This is a genomic window from Deinococcus pimensis DSM 21231 (assembly GCF_000519345.1).
In the GTDB taxonomy this organism is placed as follows: Bacteria; Deinococcota; Deinococci; order Deinococcales; family Deinococcaceae; genus Deinococcus_A; species Deinococcus_A pimensis.
This window is the reverse complement of record NZ_KI912668.1, coordinates 51,243-69,849: the sequence shown is the minus strand read 5'-3', so window position 1 is coordinate 69,849 and position 18,607 is coordinate 51,243. Positions and strand designations below refer to the sequence as shown.

At 67.6% G+C, this 18,607-nt stretch carries 19 protein-coding genes; 1 reads left to right on the top strand and 18 read right to left on the bottom strand.

The genetic code is table 11. The annotated features are described in order from the left end of the window. From DEIPI_RS0118270 to rfbB, 8 genes are all read right to left on the bottom strand, one after another. Positions 1 to 665, bottom strand: a 665-nt coding sequence (locus DEIPI_RS0118270) for a GDP-mannose 4,6-dehydratase (RefSeq protein ID WP_027482719.1), incomplete at its 3' end; no start/stop codon positions are given. Then, positions 662 to 1,408 (bottom strand): glycosyltransferase family 2 protein, encoded by a 747-nt coding sequence (locus tag DEIPI_RS32455; protein WP_157463784.1) that lies wholly within the window; start codon positions 1,406 to 1,408, stop codon positions 662 to 664. The genes DEIPI_RS0118270 and DEIPI_RS32455, both read right to left, overlap by 4 nt. After that, the gene (locus DEIPI_RS38105) at positions 1,392 to 2,510 is read right to left on the bottom strand and encodes a hypothetical protein (RefSeq protein ID WP_157463783.1); all 1,119 of its coding nucleotides are present in this window, start codon (positions 2,508 to 2,510) and stop codon (positions 1,392 to 1,394) included. Before DEIPI_RS38105 ends, DEIPI_RS32455 begins: the two co-directional genes overlap by 17 nt. 76 nt (positions 2,511 to 2,586) lie before the next feature. Continuing rightward, positions 2,587 to 3,513 carry a glycosyltransferase family 2 protein gene (locus DEIPI_RS0118260; RefSeq protein ID WP_027482718.1) on the bottom strand — a complete coding sequence of 309 codons (927 nt, stop codon included), beginning with the start codon at positions 3,511 to 3,513 and terminating at the stop codon, positions 2,587 to 2,589. Beyond that, a complete protein-coding gene (locus tag DEIPI_RS32450; protein WP_027482717.1) occupies positions 3,506 to 4,603 on the bottom strand; it encodes a glycosyltransferase family 4 protein in 1,098 nt (365 codons plus the stop codon). The genes DEIPI_RS0118260 and DEIPI_RS32450 overlap by 8 nt, the downstream gene beginning before the upstream one ends. Before the next feature lie 130 nt (positions 4,604 to 4,733). Then, positions 4,734 to 5,273 (bottom strand): dTDP-4-dehydrorhamnose 3,5-epimerase family protein, encoded by a 540-nt coding sequence (locus tag DEIPI_RS32445; protein WP_027482716.1) that lies wholly within the window; start codon positions 5,271 to 5,273, stop codon positions 4,734 to 4,736. Beyond that, on the bottom strand, positions 5,270 to 6,184 hold the full coding sequence (gene rfbA, locus DEIPI_RS32440; RefSeq protein WP_045234660.1) for a glucose-1-phosphate thymidylyltransferase RfbA: 915 nt from the start codon (positions 6,182 to 6,184) through the stop codon (positions 5,270 to 5,272). The genes DEIPI_RS32445 and rfbA overlap by 4 nt, the downstream gene beginning before the upstream one ends. Next, positions 6,181 to 7,209, bottom strand: coding sequence for a dTDP-glucose 4,6-dehydratase (gene rfbB, locus DEIPI_RS0118240; RefSeq protein WP_027482715.1), 1,029 nt, complete (start codon positions 7,207 to 7,209; stop codon positions 6,181 to 6,183). Before rfbB ends, rfbA begins: the two co-directional genes overlap by 4 nt. Before the next feature lie 207 nt (positions 7,210 to 7,416). Here rfbB and DEIPI_RS32435 point away from each other — a divergent pair, with 207 nt between their 5' ends. Then, complete coding sequence (locus DEIPI_RS32435) at positions 7,417 to 8,598, top strand: O-antigen ligase family protein (protein WP_045234659.1); 1,182 nt, start codon at positions 7,417 to 7,419, stop codon at positions 8,596 to 8,598. Positions 8,599 to 8,600: 2 nt separating this feature from the next. Here the strand turns inward: DEIPI_RS32435 and DEIPI_RS0118230 are convergent, their stop codons facing one another. The 10 genes from DEIPI_RS0118230 to DEIPI_RS32430 form a co-directional block, all read right to left on the bottom strand. Further along, positions 8,601 to 9,317: an SDR family oxidoreductase gene (locus DEIPI_RS0118230; RefSeq protein WP_027482714.1), complete on the bottom strand. Its 717-nt coding sequence runs from the start codon at positions 9,315 to 9,317 to the stop codon at positions 8,601 to 8,603. Next, positions 9,314 to 10,462, bottom strand: coding sequence for a glycosyltransferase family 4 protein (locus DEIPI_RS41030; RefSeq protein WP_027482713.1), 1,149 nt, complete (start codon positions 10,460 to 10,462; stop codon positions 9,314 to 9,316). Before DEIPI_RS41030 ends, DEIPI_RS0118230 begins: the two co-directional genes overlap by 4 nt. Then, positions 10,459 to 11,460, bottom strand: coding sequence for a glycosyltransferase family 4 protein (locus tag DEIPI_RS0118220; RefSeq protein ID WP_027482712.1), 1,002 nt, complete (start codon positions 11,458 to 11,460; stop codon positions 10,459 to 10,461). The genes DEIPI_RS41030 and DEIPI_RS0118220 overlap by 4 nt, the downstream gene beginning before the upstream one ends. After that, complete coding sequence (locus tag DEIPI_RS0118215) at positions 11,429 to 12,310, bottom strand: glycosyltransferase (RefSeq protein ID WP_027482711.1); 882 nt, start codon at positions 12,308 to 12,310, stop codon at positions 11,429 to 11,431. Before DEIPI_RS0118215 ends, DEIPI_RS0118220 begins: the two co-directional genes overlap by 32 nt. After that, positions 12,307 to 13,356, bottom strand: coding sequence for a glycosyltransferase family 4 protein (locus DEIPI_RS0118210; protein WP_027482710.1), 1,050 nt, complete (start codon positions 13,354 to 13,356; stop codon positions 12,307 to 12,309). The genes DEIPI_RS0118215 and DEIPI_RS0118210 overlap by 4 nt, the downstream gene beginning before the upstream one ends. A gap of 54 nt (positions 13,357 to 13,410) precedes the next feature. Next, complete coding sequence (locus DEIPI_RS0118205) at positions 13,411 to 14,670, bottom strand: oligosaccharide flippase family protein (protein ID WP_027482709.1); 1,260 nt, start codon at positions 14,668 to 14,670, stop codon at positions 13,411 to 13,413. Positions 14,671 to 14,773: 103 nt separating this feature from the next. Next, positions 14,774 to 16,243 (bottom strand): oligosaccharide flippase family protein, encoded by a 1,470-nt coding sequence (locus tag DEIPI_RS0118200; protein WP_027482708.1) that lies wholly within the window; start codon positions 16,241 to 16,243, stop codon positions 14,774 to 14,776. Then, positions 16,240 to 17,358, bottom strand: coding sequence for a DegT/DnrJ/EryC1/StrS family aminotransferase (locus DEIPI_RS0118195; RefSeq protein WP_027482707.1), 1,119 nt, complete (start codon positions 17,356 to 17,358; stop codon positions 16,240 to 16,242). The genes DEIPI_RS0118200 and DEIPI_RS0118195 overlap by 4 nt, the downstream gene beginning before the upstream one ends. Beyond that, positions 17,355 to 17,762 carry a sugar 3,4-ketoisomerase gene (locus tag DEIPI_RS0118190; protein ID WP_027482706.1) on the bottom strand — a complete coding sequence of 136 codons (408 nt, stop codon included), beginning with the start codon at positions 17,760 to 17,762 and terminating at the stop codon, positions 17,355 to 17,357. The genes DEIPI_RS0118195 and DEIPI_RS0118190 overlap by 4 nt, the downstream gene beginning before the upstream one ends. Before the next feature lie 82 nt (positions 17,763 to 17,844). Then, positions 17,845 to 18,588, bottom strand: coding sequence for an acyltransferase (locus tag DEIPI_RS32430; RefSeq protein WP_245588598.1), 744 nt, complete (start codon positions 18,586 to 18,588; stop codon positions 17,845 to 17,847). Between the last annotated feature and the right edge of the window lie 19 nt (positions 18,589 to 18,607).

Below are 18,607 nucleotides of genomic sequence, written 5' to 3'. Positions count from 1 at the left end.
CCCAGGTACAGCTTGTGCTGGAGGCCCATCTTGATGCGGCCGACGGCGCGGGTGATCTTGCGCGTCACGAAGGTCTCGCCACGCCTCGGGCTTTCGTGGTTGAACAGGATGCCGTTGCAGGCGTACAGGTCGTAGGCTTCGCGGTGGTTGACCGTCTGCCAGTAGCTGTAGACCTTGGCGACGGCGTAGGGACTGCGGGGGTGGAAGGGGGTGCTCAGGCCCTGGGGGGGCTTGGCGGCGCCGAACATCTCGCTGCTGCTGGCCTGGTAGTAGCGGGTGTGATGACCGGTGCGTTCGCTGAGGTCGCGGATGGCTTCGAGGAGGCGCAGCGTCCCGAGACCGGTGATGTCGGCGGTGTATTCGGCCTGGTCGTAGCTGACCTTGACGTGGGATTGGGCGCCGAGGTTGTAGATCTCGTGAGGCTGGAGTTTCTCGATGAGGGTGCGGAGGGCGGAGCTGTCGCTGAGGTCGCCGTAGTGGAGGAAGAGGCGGGCGTCCTGTTGGTGGGGGTCCTGGTAGAGGTGGTCGATGCGGTCGGTGTTGAAGCTGCTGGCGCGGCGGATGATGCCGTGGACCTCGTAGCCCTTGTCGAGGAGCAGTTCGGTGAGGTAGCTGCCGTCCTGCCCGGTGATGCCGGTGATCAGTGCCTTCTTGGTGGTGGTCATGTCGTTCTCCAGGCCCTCCGTGCGGAGAGCAGGCGTGGAAGTCGCCCGAGCAGGGCGATCAGCATTCGAGTTCGGTTCCGGGCGACGATCCGCAGCGGAAGTCGAGAGAAGGCGGAGGCGTTGGCGCCGTGCCGGCGGTACTGGATGAGCGGTCGGGGCACGAAACGGACGCCGCCGACGACCTCGCAGGCGAGGCCGATCCATTCGTCGTGCTGGACGACGCCGGGTGGAAAGGGAAGCAGCATGGGCTTCATTTCCGCCCGGACGACCATACAGCATCCCAGGTAGGAGTTCCGGACGAAGTTACGCACAAGACCGGGTCCGCTGCGCCGGTGGGCGAAGAACGACGGCAGGAGTTCGTTGCCGTCCCCGTCCACGACCGTCGCGTCGGACACGAGGGCGGCGACGCGTTCGCGCTTCAGCACTTCCCGGAACGCCTCGACCTTGTCGGGCATCCACACGTCGTCCTGATCGGCGAAGAAGACGAGGACACCCCGGGCGAGCCCCAGCGCCCGCTCGAAGGTCCGTACGGGGCCGAGGTTCTGTTCGTTGCGGTGCACTCGAATCCGGGAATCTCCGAGGCCCTCGACCCAGTCCGGGGTGCCGTCGCTCGAACCGTCGTCGACGACAACGAGTTCGTCGTCGTCGGCCAGTTGCGCCAGAATCGACTCGACCTGTGGTTTGATGTACCGCATGCCGTTGTAGGTCGCCATGCACACACTGATGTTATCTTGATTGGACACGGTTGCTCCTCCATCTGACGTAGAACTTGAATATACTCCTGTCAAGCAGAGCTATATAAAGAATCGGGAGTATAGGGTAGAAGTATCTTGCCTGTATGAATGGCGAAATTGAAAACACCGTCGCGTAAAACAGGCCGAATGCCATAAACTGCGTGTATCTTCGTACCCGGCCCAGTGCAAATGTGGCAAAAATAAAAATTGACATGATCTGCATGAGAATGATTCCAGAGTTATATATATCACGATGTTCAGGGATATCCCGCAGAAACTTTACTCCGCTGATTGGATTACCGAAAATATTCAAGGCAATTTTAAAAGGATAGGCAAGAATAAACAAGTAGTGGGATTGAAGATTGAGCAATAGCTTCGTTATGTTCGAATCATTCACTGCTTGCGATTCAAATTGGCCAACGTACCTGCCAACATAACTAGGATACAAGAAATTGATCGTAACAACGATAGCGACCATCACTAATATAAGCCTTTGACGAACAACCTCGTTCTTGTAGAATCTTGCAAGAGGTAGAAATGCAAGAACAACAAGTATCTGCTGCCACCTCACATAAAGAGCCAGGAAAAGCGACAAAAAAAGATACAACTTTCTATTCTTTGTCAGATACGAACCCAGCAGGAGTACCGACAGAAGCGCCACCAACTCCTTATTGAGGTAGAGGAGGCTCAAAAAAGTGATGGGGTTCAGGATAAAAAATATTGTTAAGCCAACAAAATATTGACGGTAAAGCTTAAAGATCATGAATATGATGGTTGTGAAGGTGAAGATATTGAACAGAAATACCAGTGTGTCGTTCAACCCCAGAGCGCGATAGAGGACAACCGGCCCAAGATAGTTCCCCCCCAGGGACACCAGTGTTCTACCGCCCGCCTCGGCATACTCACGGTAGGTCAGCGTGTCGGCCCAGATCCGGTAGAACTGATGTCCGGACGTCGATCCCTGTGGGAGGGGGGGCAGAAAACCGAACACGACGCACGCCACGAACAGGTAAAGTCCGACCAGCAAGAGGACGATGACCTCACTGTGTCTCAGCCCGCGACGGCGATTTGGCGCGTTCAACCCGCGTTCTGAGGACGCCGTACGGTTCATCCAAGGACTCCGACCGACGAGGACCTGGCCTCACGTCGCGTTGATGATCCTCCGCGAAAACGTCCGTGAGGGCCGCTCATCCGCCGCGCACCTTCCCGACACGTCCCCGCAGACCGTCCATCCAACCCCGCAGGATCGCGCTGACCTTCTGGTGTTTCTGCCGCTCGAAGAAGACGATCTTGAGTGGATCGAGCAGCAAACCGACCAGACTGCGTATCAACCAGGGACGTTCTGTCCGCCAGTACCGTCGGGCCAGCAAAAGGAAGTTGCGGTGCTTGTAATAGCGGCGAACAGCGGCATGATTCGTTGTCACGATGTTCAGTGGCCCCACACGGTGCCTTGATTGACGGCCTATTTCATGAGGAAGACGAGCGTCGGAAGACTGGAGGATGCTGAAGCCCGCCTGCCGCAATCGAATGCAGTAATCGAAGTCCACGAAGTCGATGAACAGATCCTCCCACATCCCGCCCAACTGCTCGAAGACGTCGAGGTCCACGAGGGCGCCGGACGTGATGGCAAACCTGACCGGTCGCGTCCCTTCACGGGCTGCCTTGTCGATACGGTAGGGGTCTCCTGTCCCGGCATGCACGACCTCAGGAACCCACATGGCCACACGTCCCGCCTCGAACTCGGACGGGATGCACGACAGCGTCTCCACGAACTGCGAGGGAACGACACTGTCCTGATCGAACGTCACCATTCGACGTGCTCCGGAGGCGTGGGCCCTGTGGGCTCCATCGTTGATCGCCGCGGCGATCCCCCTGTTCTCCGCGTACCGGATGACACGGACCGCGGGTATGTCCGCGAGCCGTGCGAACAGTGTGTCGTACGTCCGGGGCGACCCGTTGTCGATCACCCAGACCCGCCCGACCTGCCCGGCAAGCGCCCGCAGAACGTCCTCCAGGCGCTCTTCGGGATGGTAGGTCACGACCACGGCATGCACCTCACGGTTCGCGTCGTCGCCCGATTCGCACGGTGCGCCCGACTTCACCACGTCAGGCACGGGTCACGGCCTTCCGATCGGCCTGGACCGTGAACCGCCGAAGGAACCGATCCGCAATGCTGACCCAGTCGTAGCTCGCGATGTCGATGAGCCCACGCTGAGCCTTTTCACGCGCCCTCTCGGGTTGTGCGTGGATGGTGAGGACCGCCTGCACGAGTGCGTCCGCGTCCCGGACCGGTACGATCCAGGCGTTGCCTTCATCGGCAGGTGCATGTCCCGTCGACACCACCGCGACGCCCGAGGCCATGGCTTCCATCACCGGATAATGCGGCGCGCCGATCTGATCGATGCCCGGGGCGAGCAGGACGTCGAGCGAACGGTAGAACGCCGCAAGCTCCACGTCGCTGGCGATCTCCACGACCTCGATGCCCAGCTCGGCGATCTGCTCGGGGGAAAGGCCGTAACCGAGCGCCGCCCGGCAACGGAAGCTCGTTCCCTGCCTGCGAAGCCGCCTGATCGCTTCGACGGCGTAGCGCGTTCCCTTGGAGGGTTCGACTCGGCTGATGAATCCCACGGAGAACTCGTGGACCGATTCCCGAGGGCGCGGTGCGAAGACGTTCAGGTCCAATCCCGGCGGCACGACGTCCGACGAACGAAGGTTCCGGTACCGTCGGTAGGTCTCGGAATTCACGATGCGTCTGAGGGGCAGCCAGTAACTACAGTAAGCCAGGACGAACAAAATGAACTGTTTGAGCGAGCGTCGAGGCATGTAGTACTCTGGTTCGAAGGCCTGAACGTAATAGTACTTCCTGGCGGGCATGAACGTCATCGCGATCGGCCATGCCGTCATAGAATGAGTCGCCAGAATGATGTCAAATTCGACGAACTTCGTTTTTAGCAGTCGACTCATTCCTATGGATGCTCGCAACATGGAGAATTCATCCGGACGGTCCCGGTCGGCATCGACGACATTTCCGTGATCGTCGTACCATATGATTTTCGCCTCGGTAGGGTAATAGCACGGCCCGCTGCTGTCATGACAGGCGATGACAACCTCATGACCGGATCGGGTCCACTCGGTCGCGAGATGGGAGATCACCCGAAAACCACCGGCACGCGCGAACCCGAAGATCGGTATGACGATTCGCATGGAACTGCCTCCTCCTAACCTTTCTTCTTCGTCAAGAGGGCGCCACCACTTCGTTTCGGACCACTCCCGCAGTCGGCAGAAGCCCGATCACCTCGACGGTCGTCGCCGAACCGCCAACCAGCCGCCCATGTCATCCGCGGTCCTCCGCCCAGAGGTCCGCACCGAAGAAATCCCACGGAAGGCGGCCCTCATTCGGATCGGCGAGGTCGAACTGCGCGTCCATGCTGTAGAGCAGCGTCGCGCCCTCGTGACCCGCCTGGTACCCGTGCGCCACGCCCGACGGGATGAACACCAGCGTCGGCTGCTCCCCCGAGAGGACCAGCTTGCGTTTCACGCCCACGGTCGGTGAGTCCGCGCGGCAGTCCACCAGCCACACCACCAGCTGACCGGACAGCACGCACCAGATCTCGTTCTGCACGTCCTTCACGTGGATGTGGAAGGCGTTCACCCGTCCCGGCGCGGCCCACGACACGCTGATCTGACGCGGAACGAGCGCGCCCGGCAGGTGCTGCACCCCCTCCTCGTCGAGGCGCAGGTACTCCATGAACGCGCCGTTCTCGCTGCGGTTCTTGCGCAGCGCGTGCGTCCACACGCCGTCGATGGCGGGTGCCGCCGGGTACGTCTCGAAGGTCAGGGCGCGCGCGTACTCGTTGGCAAGTTCGACCTTCACAGCATCCCCAGCCCTTCGGGAACGTTCGTGAACGGGAAGGTCTCCTCGCAGATGCGCAGCAGGTACTGGCCGTACTGGTTCTTGGACAGGCGGCGCGCCTGGGCCATCACGTCCTCGGTGCTGATCCAGCCCTGCCGCCACGCGATCTCCTCCGGGCAGGCGACCTTGAGGCCCTGCCGGTGCTCGATCGTCTGGATGAACGCGCTCGCCTCCAGCAGGCTCTCGTGCGTGCCCGTGTCCAGCCACGCGAAGCCGCGGCCCATCACCTGAACGTCCAGCAGCCCATCACGCAGGTAGGCGTTGTTCACGTCCGTGATCTCCAGCTCGCCCCGCGCGCTCGGCGTGATGTCCTTCACGATGTCCACGACGCGCGCGTCGTAGTAGTACAGGCCCGTCACGGCGAAGCTCGACTTCGGCTTCGCGGGCTTCTCCTCGATGCTGAGCGCCCGGCCCGCCTGATCGAACTCGACGACGCCGTACCGCTCGGGGTCCCGGACGGGGTAGGCGAACACGGTGGCGCCGTCCGTCTTCGCATTGGCGGCGCGCAGCTTCGGCACGAGGTCATGCCCGTAGTAGATGTTGTCGCCGAGGATCAGGGCGCTGTCATGCCCCCGCACGAAGTCCGCGCCGATCACGAAGGCCTGCGCCAGCCCATCGGGGCGGGGCTGCACCGCGTACTCCAGCGAGAGACCCCACTGCGAGCCGTCGCCGAGCAGCTGACGGAAGCGCGGGGTGTCCTCGGGCGTGCTGATGATCAGGATCTCCCGGATGCCGCCCAGCATCAGGGTGCTCAGCGGGTAGTAGATCATCGGCTTGTCGTACACCGGCAGCAGCTGCTTGCTGACGGAGAGCGTGGCCGGGTACAGCCGCGTGCCCGACCCGCCCGCGAGGATGATGCCGCGCCGGGTCATGCGTCCTGCCCGGCGCCCGCGAGCCGCTCGGCGTACTGGCGGTCGTAGTACGCGCGGAACTCGCCACTGCGGATGGGCTCCCACCACGCGCGGTTCTCCGCGTACCAGCGGGCAGCCTCCGCGACGGCCTCGCGCGGGTCGAAGCGGGGATGCCAGCCGAGCGCGCGCAGCTTGTCCACGTTCATGCTGTAGCGGCGGTCGTGGCCGGGACGGTCCGTGACGTGCCGCACGAGGTCGCGGCCCTTGCCGAGCGTGGCGAGCACGATGTCCACCATCTCGAGGTTGGTCATCTCGCGGCCCGTGCCGACGTTGTACACCTCACCGGGACGGCCGTGCAGCAGCGCCGCCTCGATGCCCGTGCAGTGGTCGTGGACGTGCGCGTAGTCGCGCATCTGCAGGCCGTCGCCGTACACGGGGATGGGCTCGCCGAGGATGGCGTTGGTGCTGAAGAGCGGCACGGCCTTCTCCGGGTACTGGTACGGGCCGACGTTGTTCGCGCCGCGCGTGATGGTGACCGGCATGCCGTACGTGATGTGATAGGCCTGCACGAGCTGGTCGGCGGCGGCCTTGCTCGCGGCGTAGGGACTGCGTGGGGACAGCGGGTCGGTCTCGACGCTCTGGTGCCCGTCGGGGATGTGGCCGTAGACCTCGTCGGTGCTGATGTGGTGGAGGCGCAGCCCGAGCTCGCGGGCGACTTCGAGCAGGACGTGGGTGCCGCGGACGTTGGTGTCGGTGAAGACGAGCGGCCCGAGGATGCTCTGATCCACGTGGGTCTCGGCGGCGAAGTTGACGATCAGGTCGACGTGGTGGTCGCGGCAGGTGCGGCGCACGAGCTCCTGATCGACGATGTCGCCGACGACGAGGGTGAGACGGGGGTCCTGCCAGAGATCCTGGAGGTTCTCCCGCCGCCCCGCGTAGGTGAGCTTGTCGAGGATGACGATGTTCGAGTCGTGCTCGGAGAGCCAGTAGCGGACGAAGTTGCTGCCGATGAACCCGCAGCCGCCCGTCACGAGAATGTTCTTCATGGGTCGAGTGGTTCCTTCCATGAGCGAGGACTGGTGGGCCGCGTCACATCGACCGCTTCGATCGGGACGCCGACGTGAAGGTGGGCTTCACCTCGCATCAAGGAAATATTGTACCGGAGGCGCGGCGGGCGAGCGTGATGACGTGCGTCCACGACGACTACGCGTCTCACCCTGCGGGGGTCCGCGAAGGGCACCTATACTGCCTGCGTGTCCGCCCCCGTTCCCACCGAGCCGTCCGTCCGTCATCCCCGTCGTCTCGCGTGGCTGATCGCGCTCGTTCCCGTCCTGCCGCTCCTGTACGTGGCGGCGCTGGCCAGGCTGGGCGCGCTTCGAGGGCTCGACCGCACCGTCCGCCTGGTGCTGGGCGGCTACGTCGTCACGCAGGTGCTGGCCGCGCTGTTCACGCCCGATCCGCTGCTGTCCGTGCCTCTGGCGCTCGCCCGGGCGATCCTGCTGCTCGCGATGATCGCGGCGGGCGTGTGGCTGGGTGACGGGCGCTGGCTGCGGCCGCTGCTGTGGGGGCATCTGGTGGTGTTCGTCACGGCGTGGGCGTTCACCCTCGCGACGGTCGGGCCCTCGCTCGGCCCGGCGGGACGCCTGTCACATCCGCTGTACTACTTCGTGTCGCTCGGCCTGCTGGCCTCCGTGTCGCTGCTGATCATCGTGTCGTGGAAGGGCGCGTCGCCGTGGTGGCGCTTCCCGGCGGGCGCGCTCGCCGTCGCCACGCTCCTCGCGAGCGGCAGTCGGGGTGCGCTGGTGGCGCTGGCCGTGGGGTCGCTCGCGGCGGTGCTGGCGGGCAACCTGCGCTTCCTGCGCGCCCTCGGCCTCGTGGTCCTCACGGGCGTGCTCGCCGTGGGCGTCGTGCCGAACCTGCGTGCGAGCCTGCCCGTGGAGGGCGGCGCGCCGGACACCAACCTCACCTCGACCACCCTCAGCGGCCGCGACGAGGTCTGGCAGGGTGCCATCCGCGCCTTCCGCGCGTCCCCCGTCGGCGGGCAGGGCCCCTACCTGGCCGGGCGGTTCCTCACCTTCCTCGTGCGGGACCGCTGTCAGCTCTCCCCCGCCCTGGAGGACGCCGGGGTCCACTGCCCGGCCTGGGTGGACCGCTTCCGGGGGGTGTGGTCCACGGCGCACAACGTGGTGCTGCACAGCCTCGCCGAGACGGGCGTGATCGGCACGGCGGGTCTGCTGGCCCTGTTCGCGCTGGGCGCGGTCGCGACGTGGCGCGTACGCGACGGGCTGCTGCTCGCCATCTTCTGGGGATTCATGGCCATGAACGTCGTGGACGTCGTGACGACGCTGCCCAGCCCGCACTTCGCGGAGCTGTTCTGGGTGACGGTCGGCGTGGCGCTCGCGCGGAGCGGCTGGACGCGCACACCGACCGTCTGAGCTCAGAGACGCCCGCGCAGGTCCTGCCAGCGTGAGACGTCGAGCGACACGTCGGACGGCAACCGCACGTTCGCCTCGGTGCGCGAGCCGGGGCGGACGTCGGGGCGGCGGCGCCGGGCCAGCTCGAACACGCTCTTGCGTTCCGTGGCGACGTGCAGCGTCTCGAACGGCACCCGCTCGATGCCCACGATGATGCGGGCGACGTCGGGCGCGATGACGTCCACGTAATCCTGGCTGGTGTACACGTCCGAGAAGGCGACGGGGTACGGCCATTCGCGCGGCCTGAACGACGTGCGCAGGACGAGGTGCCGGTCGGCGGCGCGGGCCGCCTCCTCCGCGACGAGCTTCGTCAGCGCGTAGTAGTTGACGGGCGGCCCGGGCGGGTCGTCCTCGCGGTAGCCGCCCCGCTCGCCGTCGAAGACGTAGTCGGTGCTGACGTGCAGCAGACGGGCGCCCGCCTCCCGCGCGGCGCGCGCGACGTGACGGGTGCCGGTCACGTTCACGTCCCAGCAGGCCCGCCGGTCGCGCTCCGCTCCGGAAACGTCGGTGTAGGCGGCGGCGTGCACGATGAGGTCGGGCCGCTCGCGCTCCACCGCGCCCCTCACGGAGGCGAGGTCGCGCACGTCGAGCTCGGCGCTGCGCGGCGCGATCAGGTCGGGCAGGAGCGCCCGGAGCTCGGTTCCGAGTCGTCCGGTTCCTCCGGTCAGCAGGATCCTCACGCTTCCTCCAGTGCCAGCACGGCCCGCTCGGGGTCGCGGCCCTCGCGCTTCGCGGTCCACGCGACGTCGAGGACCTCCTCGAACTCGCGCCTGAACCGCCCCGCGCCGAACCGCTCGGCGTTCTCGCGAACGGACCGCGCGTCCATGGGAGGCAGCGACTCGAAGAGTTCCACGGCGCGCCCGAGGCTCTCGGGGTGCTGCTGCCCGAAGAAGACGCCCGTGCGGTTCGCGACGACGCTTTCGAGCACGCCGCCCTTGCCGTAGGCGACGACGGGCGCGCCCGCCGCCTGCGCCTCCACGGGCGTGATGCCGAAGTCCTCGTCGGCGGCGAAGACGAAGGCGCGGCATCGGCTCATCAGGTCCGCGACGACCTCGTCGGGCTGACGGCCCAGCAGGATCACGTTCGGCCCGGCCAGCGCCTCCACCTTCGCGCGGTCCGGGCCGTCCCCGATCACCACGAGGGGCCGCCCGAGGCGCGTGAACGTCTCGACGATCAGGTCGATCTTCTTGTACGGCACCATTCGCGACAGCGTCAGGTAGAAGTCCTCGCGGGGCCGCGTCGGGTCGAAGCGGTCCACGTCCACGGGCGGGTACAGCACCCGCGCCGGACGTCGGTAGGTCCGCCAGACCCGCCCGGCGACGTAGCGGGAATTGGCGAGGAAGACGTCCACCCGGTTCGCGGTGGTGCTGTCCCAGATGCGGACGTAGTGCAGCACCAGCTGCGCCAGCAGACCCTTCGGGCCGCGCTGAAGGCCGGACTCGCGCAGGTACTGGTGGTACAGGTCCCAGGCGTACCTGATGGGCGAGTGCACGTAGCTGAGGTGCAGCTGCCCCGCGCCGACGAGCACGCCCTTGGAGACGGCGTGACTGCTCGACACGATCACGTCGTAGTCGCTCAGGTCGAACTGCTCCACCGCGAAGGGCATCAGCGGGAGCAGGCTGCGGTAGCGCCGCGCCGCGCCCGGAAAGCGGTCGAGCGCGGACGTCGTGACGCGGCGGCCCTCCAGCCGGGTGCCGCGCATGCCCTGGGGGTCGTGGATGAGGGCGAACAGGTCCGCGTCCGGGAGCACTTCGAGGATCTCCTCGACGACCTTCTCCGACCCGGCGTGGGTGGTCAGCCATTCGTGAACGACGGCGGTGTTCATGGTGTGGTCGAAGCCTCCTCCAGCACCCGCGCCACGAGGGCGGCAGTGCGGTCCCAGGAGAATAACCGCGAACGCGCCAACCCGCGCGAGGCGAGGGCCGTCCTCAGGGCGAAGTCCGCGACGACGCGCGTCAGGGCGGCCACGATGACTTCGACGTCCTCTGGATCGACGAGCAGGGCCGCGTCCCCCACCACCTCCGGAAGCGACGTGCGGTTCGACGTCACGACCGGCGTTCCGCACGCCATCGCCTCCAGGGCGGGCAGGCCGAAGCCCTCGTACAGCGTCGGGTAGGCCAGCGCGACCGCGCCACGGTAGTACGCGGGCAGGTCGACTTCCGGGATGAGTCCGGCGAACACGACGCGGTCGAGCACGCCGAGGCGCAGCGCGAGGTGCCGCGTGTCGTCGTCCGGACCGCCGGACAGCACGAGCCGCAGATCGGGAACGTCGAGGCGCGCGAACGCCTCGACGAGGCGCGGCACGTTCTTGTGCGGCTTGCGGTTCCCGACGTACAGCAGGTACGGGTAGCCGGGCTCGTGCCGCGCGCCCTCGGGCGTGTAGGCTTCCCCGACGCCGTTCCCGACGTTCACCACCCGCTTTCCGGGAACGCCCGCCCACTCGACGATGCGGCGTCGGGAGAACTCGGAGACGGTGAGCACGCGCGCCGCGCGCCGCGCGGCAGGTCGGACGACGAGATCGTAGTACAGCCGCTTCCCGCGCGAGGACTCCTCGGGCACGTCGAGGTGGATGAGGTCGTGGATGGTGAACACGAACGGGACGGGTGACCATAGGGGCGGCGTGAAGCCCGGCGAGAAGTACACGTCCGGGCGACGCCGAGTCAGCTCCAGGCCGAGCAGCACGGGTTCGGCGGGGTGCATCAGGGGAACGGCCGAGATGGCGCCGCTCGGGCCGAGGCGCGCCAGCACCTCCCGTGAGAAGCGGGCGATGCCGTGCTGACCGCTCCAGCGGTCATCGACGAGAAGCCGTGTCGGTGTGTTCATTCAGGAGGCCTCGGGACGTCAGCCAGCCACGAAGGCGGTAACGGAGGGTGACGGCGTGGACCCTCGCGTCGGTCAGGCGTCCACGAGCGAGCGAGACGGCCACGCCGCCGAGGGAGCGAAGGAGGAAACGGAGCAGGACACTCCCACCGAGCCGGTTCTTGCGGACGACGGCGCCCAGGCCCGGCGCGTAGCGCCGCGCGCGCGCCACGCGCCGGTCGACGTCCGCGTCGTCCGTGTCGGGGTGGAAGACGGCCAGCCCCGGGTCGTAGTGACCGCGCATGCCGAGCCGCAGCAGACGCAGGAGCAGATCGTCGATCTCGTGGCACTGGAAGGGACTGTCGGCGCCGGGCCCGAGCCGTTCGTCGAACCCTCCGGCCCGCACGAAGGCGTCAGCGCGGATGAACGTCGCGAACTCGATGCTGGTCGTCCAGACGTTCCGGGTCGTGACGGGCACCGCGCGGTCCGTGAAGCGTCCCACCACGAAGCGTCCGCGCGGGTCCGTCGCGGCGCCGCACACGAAGGCCACGTGGCGCGCCTCCATGAGGCGCGCCGCGAGGCGGAGGACGTCCGGGGCGTACCAGCAGTCGTCGTCCGGGAAGCTCACCACGGCGCCCCGCGCGAGCCGGGCGCCGAGGTTGCGCGCGGCGGACGCGCCGCGCGCCTCCGCCCTGACGTGCACGACGTCGAGCCTCCCCGCCCAGCGGACCGGCAGGTCCCCGAGCCGGTCGTCGGCATTCTGATCCACGACGATCACCTCGAAGGACCGCTCGACCTGCCCGGCGAGCGAACGCAGCAGCCGTTCGAGCTCCAGGGTGCGTCCGACGGTGGCCACCACCAGCGAGAACTTCACGGATTTCCGTCCAGGACTTCGCGGTAGACGCCGAGGGTGACGCTCGCCACGCGATCCCACGAGTAGCGTTCGCGGATGCGCCGCGCCTGATCGTGGAAGTCGCGTGGCAGCCGCATCGCGCGGTCCAGCGCCCAGGCAACGTCGTCGAGGTCGGTGGGCTCGGCGATGAACGCGAGGTCGCCGAAGTACTCCTCCACGGGCGGGCAGCGGCCCACGACGAGGTTCGCGCCGGTGAGGCCGGCCTCCAGGCTGACGAGGCCGGTCGTCTCGTTGATGCTGACCAGCGCGTGCGCGTGCGCGGCCCGGTACGCGTCTCCCAGTTCGGGTGACCCGGAGGGCAGTGCGCCGACGTGCCGGACCCGGTCGGGGTGACGCGCTGCGAGCTCCAGCACGCGCGTCACGTAGGCGGCGTCGTCGGGGTCGGTAACGGTGGTCGGACCGACCAGGACGAGCGGCCAGGAGGTGCGGAGCGCGGCCTCCACGAGGCGGAGGGTGTTCTTGCGCCGGTCGATACGTCCCACGGCAAGCAGGAAGCGCTCATCGTCCCGCACGAACCCGCCGAGGTGAAGGGCGCGGAAGCGGCCACCCTCGGACGGCAGCGGCTGCACACCGTTCGGAACAACCCGGATGCGGCCCCCGTCCTGTCCCCAGTACGTCCGGACCTGCTCGGCCTCCGCGTGGGAGTTCGGCAGGAGACGCGCGGCCTGCTCGAACAGCCGCCGGGTGAAGGCGAACTCTGTGTGCGGCACCCGCGTCAGGGCGCGCTTCACCGCGCCGCGCCAGCGGGCCTCCCGGACGTAGAACACCGTCGAGATGACGTACGGCAGACCGCGCTGCGTGAGCATCCGCGCGACGGGCCAGTGCGCGTACTCCGGCCCGAAGAAGTGGACGAGGTCCACATCCCGCAGCGCGTCCCGGTCGAAGGCATCGAGCAGCGTCACACGGACGCCGAGACGCTCAAGGTACCGACGCGTCTCGAGCACCTGGACCTCCATGCCGCCGTAGGCGAGGCTGAAGGGCTTGGAAACGACGAATACGACATGCATCAGGGTCCTGCTTTCCGGGTTCGTCCGCTCTTCCGGGAAGGGACGCCCAGCCCGTCAGGTCGTGGCGACCGGTGGGCGCAAGCCATAGTAGAGCCCCCAGACCAGCAGCAGAAAGGACTGGCTGATCAGACTCGACCAGACCGCGCCGAGCCAGCCGTAGCGCGGAATGAGCCAGAAGTTGAGCAGCGCGTTGAGGAGCAGGGCGCCGACCTGCCCGGTGGTGCGCAGGCGCTGAAGCCCGCTGCCCGTGAGCGCGTCCGCGAAGGGCGCGTACAGACCCTGGATCAGCAGGAGCGCCGCCAGCCAGCGCAGCGCGGGCGCCGTCTCCGCGAAGCCCGGCCCGAGCAGCGCGGGCAGCCACGCGGCGCCGAGCAGCAGCGCGGCGCCCGCCAGCAGGCCGTACCCCGCCGTGAGGGGCATCGTCCTGAGGGCCAGACGTCGCGCGGCCGGGTACCCTTCCCGGCCCGCCTCGAAGAAGCGCGGGTACAGCGCGCCGAGCAGGGCGCTCAGCGGCAGGAACGCCACCATGACGAAACGGAAGGCGCTGTTGTAGATCCCAGCGGCGCCGAGATCGGCGAGCCGGGGCAGCATCGCCTTGTCGAGGTCGGTGTAGGCGTTCTGCGCCATGCCGCCGACCGCGAAGTGCACGCCCGGACCGAGCCGGTCGCGCCACTCGCGCCACCGGCCCACGGGCCGTCCCGTCAACCGCGCGGCCCAGACGAGCGCGCCGACGGAGAGCAGCGCCGTCTGCAGCAGGTACAGGCCGACCCAGGCGCCCAGATCGCCGCCGGTCCGCGCGAGGTACACGACGAGCGCGAGCCGGACGACTCCTCCGACCACCTCGATGACGGCGTTGCACCACAGCGCGGACTGCGCGACGAACACGGCGTTCACGAGCACGATGACCCGGGTGAACAGCAGCTCGGCCAGCGCGACGAGGAGCAGCGTCGTCCAGGGCACGCCGGGAAGCGCGACGAACGCCACGCCGAGGACGATCAGCAGCCCCAGGGGGACGTTCGTCAGCAGGACGATCAGGCTGTTGCCGAGCGCGCGGGCCGGAGGAACCTGCCGGGAGACGTCACGAACGATGAGGCTGTACCCGCCGAGTTCCACGAGGGGGGACAGCAGCGCGGCGAGGGCCAGGGCCGACGAGAAGGTCCCGAAGGCCTGCGGGCCGAGCTGCCGCGCGAGCAGCACGAACGCGACGAGCTGAAGGACGGACTTGGCGGCGAGCGCCGCCAGCATCCACGAGCTGTCGCGCAGCACCCGTGATTCCAGGACGCGGCCGAGTCGACGACGGAGGACGCTTTTCATGTCGAGGGTCAGGGTCGCGCGCGCCGGGCACGCCCCGGGCCTGAGTGAGAGGAGCGCCGTTCACACGGACGATTCACGGACCGAGCATAGCGCGTGGCCGCGATCACTCCTTCGACGCGGGAACCCGCGCTCCAGGGATTCTCCCGCGGGCGACCACCTGACGCACCCCTCCCCACCACCCGAACAGGGAGAGTCCGGCGACCAGCAGGCCGACCGCCACGAGCGCCCCGGCGAGCTGACCGACGAGTCCTAATCCGGCGAGCCACCAGTTCAGGACGGCGCAGGCGGCCGCGCCCACCACGAACGTCGTGGCGCGCGCGTCGAGTGCGAACCCCGTCTCGGCACGGCAGGCGACGAGCGTGGCGATCATGTACGCGAGGTAGGCCAGGAGGTAGGCCAGGCCGACCGCCTGAAGTCCGAAGGGCGCGACGAGGACGGCCAGCGCGCCCAGGAAGACCGCGCTCCAGAGCAGTTCGACGACCAGGTACGCCCTCCTGTTCTCGCGGGCGAGCAGCACGAAGGCCACGGCCCACGAGACGAGCTTGGCCAGATCGCCGACCGCCTGCCAGCGCAGCACCGTGACCGCCGAGGCGAACGAGGGCGCGTACAGCACTCCGATGATCAGGGGCGCGAACGCGATCAGCAGCAGCAGGACGGGACCGCCGAGCAGGAGGACCAGGCGGATCTGCTGACGGACCATGACGTTGAGCTGGGTCACCTGGGCGGCGGCGCGGCTGAGCCGCGGGAAGTACTCGCTTCCCATCGCCCCGAGGACGAAGCCGAGGTAGACGTTCGCGACCGTCCACGCGGCCTGCATGTGCCCCACCTCCTCCAGCCCGAGCCTGCGCTCGACCAGCAGCCTTGACGCGTACTGCGCGGCCGTGCCCGCGAGCAGGCTCAGCGCGAAGGGCACGCCGAGACGGATCATGGGAACGAGCGCGATCCACGCCTCGCGGGGCGCGCTGCGTCCCCGGACGTACGGGGCGGCGTACACGAGCGCCACGAGCAGCGTGAACAGCGGCGGCGCGACGAAGGCCGCCGCGAGCGCCTGTCCAGGCAGGGCCCAGAGCAGACCGAGGAAGACGGCCGTGCCCAGCAGCGCCCCGAGCGCGTTGGCCCGTGCGACGAGCGACAGGCGCTCCAGCCCGTTGAGCAGCGCGAGCACCCCGGCTGCGAGGATCGAGACGCCCAGCGTCACGGCGAGCCAGAGCGTCAGCTGAGTTGACGATGTGCCCGGAAGCAGGTGTGGGCCGATCAGCGGCGCCGCGCCGGCCACGGCGAGCGCGCCGAGCAGTGACAGCGCCGCGCTGCCCCACAGCAGCCCATGCCGCCGGGCTCGGGCGACGTCCTCGTCCTCGTCCTTGCTGACGGCGATGAAGCGGATGCCGGCGTTGCCGAGGCCGAGGCCGAACAGGACCAGCAGCGTGGACAGCGCGGTGGAGAGCAGGCCGAGGAGTCCCAGGCCGTTCGCACCGAGGTCGAGCGCGATGAATTTGTACCTCAGCGTGCTCAGGGCGATGGTCACGAGCGAGCTCGCGCCGAGGCTGGCGGTCGCCCGCAGGATGCGGTTCACTTGCCCTGCAGCTGACCCCTGAGGGCGTCGAGCGTCTGCGCGATCACGTACTCGACCTGCTCGTCCGTCATGTGAGGGTCCATGGGGAGGCTCAGGACCTCGTCGTGAACACGTTCGGAGATGGGGAACGTGCCTTTCGGAAGCCCGAGCGACGCGTACGCCTCCTGCAGGTGCGGCGGGATCGGGTAGTGGATGAGCGTCTGCACGCCGCGTTCCTGCAGCTGCCGCTGGAGCTGCCCGCGCTGCCGCGTGCGGACCACGAACAGGTGCCAGACGGGCTCCATGCCGTCCGCGACGACAGGCAGAACCAGATCGGTGCCCCGCAGGGCGTCGAGGTAGCGCGCCGCGATCTGCGCGCGCCTCGCGTTCCATGCGTCGAGGTGCGCGAGCTTCACACGCAGGACGGCGGCCTGGATCTCGTCGAGGCGGCTGTTGTAGCCCTGCACGTCGTTCACGTACTTGACGCGGGAGCCGTAGTTGCGCAGGACGCGCAGACGCGTGGCGAGTTCCTCGTCGTTCGTGGTGATCGCGCCTCCGTCGCCGAAGGCTCCGAGGTTCTTGCCGGGGTAGAAGCTCCAGGCGGTGGCATCGCCGACGGACCCGACCCGCTGCCCGTCCACCCGCGCGCCGTGCGCCTGCGCCGCGTCGTCGAGGACGAACAGGCCGTGCCGCCGGGCGATCTCGACGATGGCGGTCATGTTCGCGGGCTGGCCGTAGAGGTGGACGGGCAGGACGGCGCGCGTCCGCGCGGTGACGGCGGCCTCGATCCGCGCCGGGTCGATGTTGTAGGTGTCCTCGTCGGGCTCGACGGGAACGGGGGTCGCGCCGACCTGGGTCACGGCGAGCCAGGTGGCGATGTAGGTGTTGCTGGGGACGATGACCTCGTCTCCGGGGCCGATGCCGCGCGCGCGCAGGGAGAGCTGGAGTGCGTCGAGGCCGTTGGCGACGCCCACACAGAACCGGGCGCCCACGTAGCGGGCGTACTCCTGCTCGAAGGCCTCGAGTTCGCGGCCCAGCAGGTACCAGCCGCTCGCGAGCACGCGCGCGGTCGCCTCGTCGAGCTCACCGCGCAGGCTGGTGTAGGTCGCGCCGACATTCAGAAAGGGAACGTTCATCGTCTCAGAGCTTCCTTGAAGTCCGCGTACTCGCGGAAGTAGTCGGACTCGTCGTAGTAGTCGCTGGTCAGGACCATGTAGACGGTGCCGGGATCGAAGTTGCCTTCCGACGCCCAGATCATGGGGGGAATGTAGAGTCCCAGCCAGGGCCGGTTGAGGTGGACCGTCTTCTGCTGCTCGCCGTCGTCGAGTTCCACGTCGAGGGCGCCCGACATGGGAACGATGACCTGCTGCAATTGACGGTGTGCGTGCGCACCACGACTCACGCCGCTGGGAATGTCGTAGATGTAGAACACCCGCCTGACCTCGAAGGGGATGTGCCGGTTGTTCTCCACGAACGTCAGGTTGCCGCGCGCGTCGGCGATCTTGGGGAACTGGATGATGGTGACGTTCTCTATGCTCACGAATAACCTCGGCTTTGTTGCCTTGACCCGTCAGGCCATCCTGGTACCGGGCCTGCACGGGACGGCCACGCCCCGCGGCGTGTCACTGCTCACCCTGGGGTCCGGTGAGGTGGCGGACGTAGGCCGCAGGAATGCCGACGACCAGCGTGGCCTCCTCGACGTCGCGGGTCACGACGGCGTTCGCGGCGACGATCGCGCCACGTCCGACGGTGACGCGGGGCAGGAGGACGGCGGCCGCGCCGATCGCCGCGCCATTCTCGATCGTCGGGCCACGCACCTCGTCCTCGCTGTAGCCCGCCCGACCGATGGCGTTGTCGTTGGCGGTCATGACGCCTCCCGAGATGAAGACGTCGTCTCCCACGGTCATGTTGCCTGCCAGCCACGCGTGGTCCATGATCTTTGTCCGGCTGCCCACGATGGTGTTGTAGTTGAGCGTGACGTGCCGTCCGACGACGGTCCGCTCGCCGAGCCGGCACTGTTCGCGGATCGAGGCGCCGTCCCCGATCAGACTGCGGGGTCCGACATGCACGTCGCAGTAGATCACGGCGTGTGGCCCGACGGAGCAGTGATCGCCTATGCGCACCTCTCGCTCGAACGTGAGCGGTCTCGCGAGGGCACCGACCCCCTTGGGTTCCTTGCCGACGACGGCCGACGGAAAGATCTCCACGCCATTGCCGATATGGACGCCGGGGTAGATCACGACATGCGGGTGAATGACGACGTTCTCGCCGATCGTCACGTCCTCGCTGACGTAGGCGAAGCTGGCGATTCTCGATCCTCGACCGATCCGGTCCGTCTTGACGACCGCCATCGGTTCAACGATCACGGCTCCAGCATGGGGATGC